Genomic DNA, 3,003 nt, shown 5'->3' with positions numbered 1-3,003 from the left:
ACCTTGGAGATGGCCTCATCGAGGTCGAAATCGCTGCCGGCGAAGAGGGCATATCCACCAAGCCGCGGCTGCCGAATGAGGATCGCCCGGTTAACCAGTTCGTCGATCGCCGCGCTGACTTCGGCCTTTTTGGCTTCTGGTGCGCAAAGTGAGAGGATGTCGTCGGCAACCGCGAGCCCGGACCCGTTCCTGAACAGCTCGACGACCGCAGCGGCCTTGGCGAGCTTGGCAACCAGCGGGCCGTAGAGCGCAGCTTTCTCCACGGCCTCCATGGCCAGTGTCATCCGATTGCTTTCAGGACCAACAGAAAGGGCGCTGCCGAAATTGGCGACCAGGTAGTCCCAAAGCTGATCCGGCCCGTACCAAGCGTTTCCGTCGACGTCGGTCCGCGCCAAGTGCGCCTGAAATCCGTTTGGCTCAGACGATGAGAGAAAACCGAAAACGCTCCGCTCGTTTTGGGCGACCCGTTGGCGGGATACCGGCCCAAGTAGGAGCGCCGAGACCGGGTGCAATGGCCATGTTTGGGTGAGGATTTCCGTCAGCCCCGCGACATCGACTGGCCGACGGTGCGAGATTGCTTCTGCCGTCAGCCCGGCGATCGCTTTGGCGCTTGCCGGAGCGTGGTCGCTGCCGATCGCACGAGCGATGAGCGCCGCGACCTCGTCGGCCTGCGCAACGAAGGGGACGTTCTGATACCGGCCCTGGACCTTTGCCCATTCGTTTCGACCAGTCCGGCTCAGCCGATTGGCATACTGCTCAAAGGACTGATGCAGAATGCCGACAATGACCAGCCGACCGTTGGAGCGTGCTGCTCGTTCCGCGAGATCCTGCAAAATATGTACGTCGCCGGCTGAATTCGTCGCGTGCTCGAGGAACTTGCCGAGCTCGTCGATGACGATCAGCAATCCTCCCTTTTGACGAGCACGCGCCTCCAATTCGTCGATAAGCGCTCGTTCGTCACGGGCCGCATCCTGCGTAGCTTGAGGCCACTCAAATTGCTCTGCCGCCGCGTCCGCCAAGGCACCCGCCAGGCTCGTGCGCCTGCCAGTCAGGGCGAGCACGTCCCACGAGCGGCCACGCCCGGGAAATGCGGACGAAAACTGCTCCGCCAAGTCTGGCCCAACTATCCCTTCGGCCAGAGCCCGTTGCTTCTTGTTGCCGGCGACAAGATTGGCAACAAGCAGCGCCGCACAGGACTTGCCGCCGCCATACGGACCGGTCCAGGTGAATGCAAACTGCGATCCGTCCGCGATCCCTGCCAGCATGGCCACCAGCGACTTGCGCACGCTCGCCTGCAACACGTACCCCGTGAGCGGCGGCGTTCCGTTGAGATCGGTGTCGATCCTAGCGGATAGCGCGAACCGACGTTCGACCTTGACGATTTCGGCGAGCTTGGTCATGCGGCCCTCCGACCGCGGTAGCCGGCTTTAATGAGGTCGAACTCGTCGATATCGTCGAGACGGCCGTTCAACGCGACCTGCCGAAGGCCCGCGGTGTCGGTCCACATCATCTTCCCGGCGGTCGCGTCCCCGATGCTCATCAGCCGCGCAACCAGGCTATCCTCATCCAGCTTGAAGACGCGCCCGGGAGAGCCGGGGTCATACTGCACCTGCTCCACCGATAGGGTGGGGGACAGCGAGTGCTGACGCTCCCAGAACTGCTTCAACACGAGCGCAAATATGCTGTCCTCCAACGAGGGCTTTTGCCCACGGACGAACTCGAGTTGGCCGGTCGACCGCTGCTCGCGCAGCAGGCCGAGCTCGACCAGGAGCGGCTCTACGGCATCTTCTCCTGTATCGGAGTGACGGGGCGCGTAGCTTCGCACGAACACCTCGACGTCTCGCTTCAACGTCTCAGCCGTCGCTCTCTCTGTGCCGCGGGCATCAACGATGGCAGCCATGGCTCGAACCAGATCATCCCGGGTAAAAGCGAGCTGATTGAGCAGGTTGAACGCGTAGTAGAACGTCGTTGCTACACGCGGTTCGCTCACGAGGTTGGAGTGCATCAGCCAGAGCGTCGATGGATGCTCGAGGTATGGATCGAGGCCCGTGCCGTCCGCGAAGATCAACCGCCCCAGATCGGTGGCCCGGAGATGAGTAGGGCTGACATCCAAGATCTTCGTTGCCAGTGCCCAATGACGCATCGAGAGCGCCATGTTCTTACCGACGCCGAACGTGGCGATTGCATTTTGTTCCTGAAATGTTCTACGATCGACGCCGTCCGGGCCGGATGCATGATCAAACGCCTTCTTCAGCCACAGTAGCCGAAGCGAGAAGGTCTCGTGGCCCGAAACGCGAATCGCGGTGGCCGGATCATAAAGGTCGTTCAACATGGGAGGGGATGCTACTGGAGACCGTCGCCAGTTGGCAATCCTTAGCGGCCGACTATTTCCGACAGCGCGATCGCGGCGTCCGTGGCGTTTATCTCGGTATTATAGCGCGAAAAGTATAGACGAATAGTTTCCGCTGCCTGTTGGTGAGTAAATCCCATCTCAAGCAGCACGTGCGAGGCAGTAATCTGCCCGCTCGTGCAAGCTGATCCTTCGGAAATCGAAATCCGATCCCCGGCCTTCGCGATTATCGACATCGCGTCATTGCCGGGGAACCTCAGACTTAAGCTTCCGGGCACCCGTTGCGAGGCGGAAACATTCTCGATGAATTGCACTTGCCTGCCGCGCAACTCTTCCAGGAACAGAGCCGACAAGCCCGTTGAATGGGCGGCGTCCGCTGCGAGCCGCGCCCTGGAGACCTTGGCGGCGGCTCCAAACCCGACAACGAGCGGCGTCGGTACGGTCCCAGGACGGATGCCAGCCTCCTGACCGCCGCCGAACAACACCGGCAACGGGCGGAGAGGAGCGGCAGATGATATGAACAGTGCGCCGATACCCATTGGGCCGTACATTTTGTGCGACGATACGCTCGCAAGATCGAATTCCGAAAAGTCCAATGGAAGCTTACCCAGCCCTTGCGCAGCATCGACATGCATGAACGCCCCCGCCGAACG

Annotated in this window: 2 protein-coding genes and 1 pseudogene; all 3 read right to left on the bottom strand. The window is 61.3% G+C overall.

What is annotated here, in order from left to right:
• Positions 1-1,400, bottom strand: a pseudogene (locus tag EOA13_RS36735) (hypothetical protein); the annotation flags it as partial.
• A complete protein-coding gene (locus tag EOA13_RS36730; protein WP_127298000.1) occupies positions 1,397-2,332 on the bottom strand; it encodes a DUF4007 family protein in 936 nt (311 codons plus the stop codon). The pseudogene EOA13_RS36735 and the gene EOA13_RS36730, both read right to left, overlap by 4 nt.
• A 41-nt stretch (positions 2,333-2,373) precedes the next feature.
• Positions 2,374-3,003, bottom strand: a 630-nt coding sequence (locus tag EOA13_RS36725) for an aminotransferase class V-fold PLP-dependent enzyme (protein WP_127297999.1), incomplete at its 5' end; no start/stop codon positions are given.

Source organism: Mesorhizobium sp. M7A.F.Ca.US.011.01.1.1 (assembly GCF_003998295.1).
Lineage (GTDB): Bacteria > Pseudomonadota > Alphaproteobacteria > Rhizobiales > Rhizobiaceae > Mesorhizobium.
The sequence above is the reverse complement of the archived record's forward strand: the minus strand, read 5'-3'. Positions and strand labels throughout refer to the sequence as shown.

What these genes read in the sequence shown, in the direction of transcription:
- EOA13_RS36730 (WP_127298000.1), bottom strand. Translation starts at nt 2,332, where the DNA reads ATGTTGAACGACCTTTATGATCCGGCCACCGCGATTCGCGTTTCGGGC.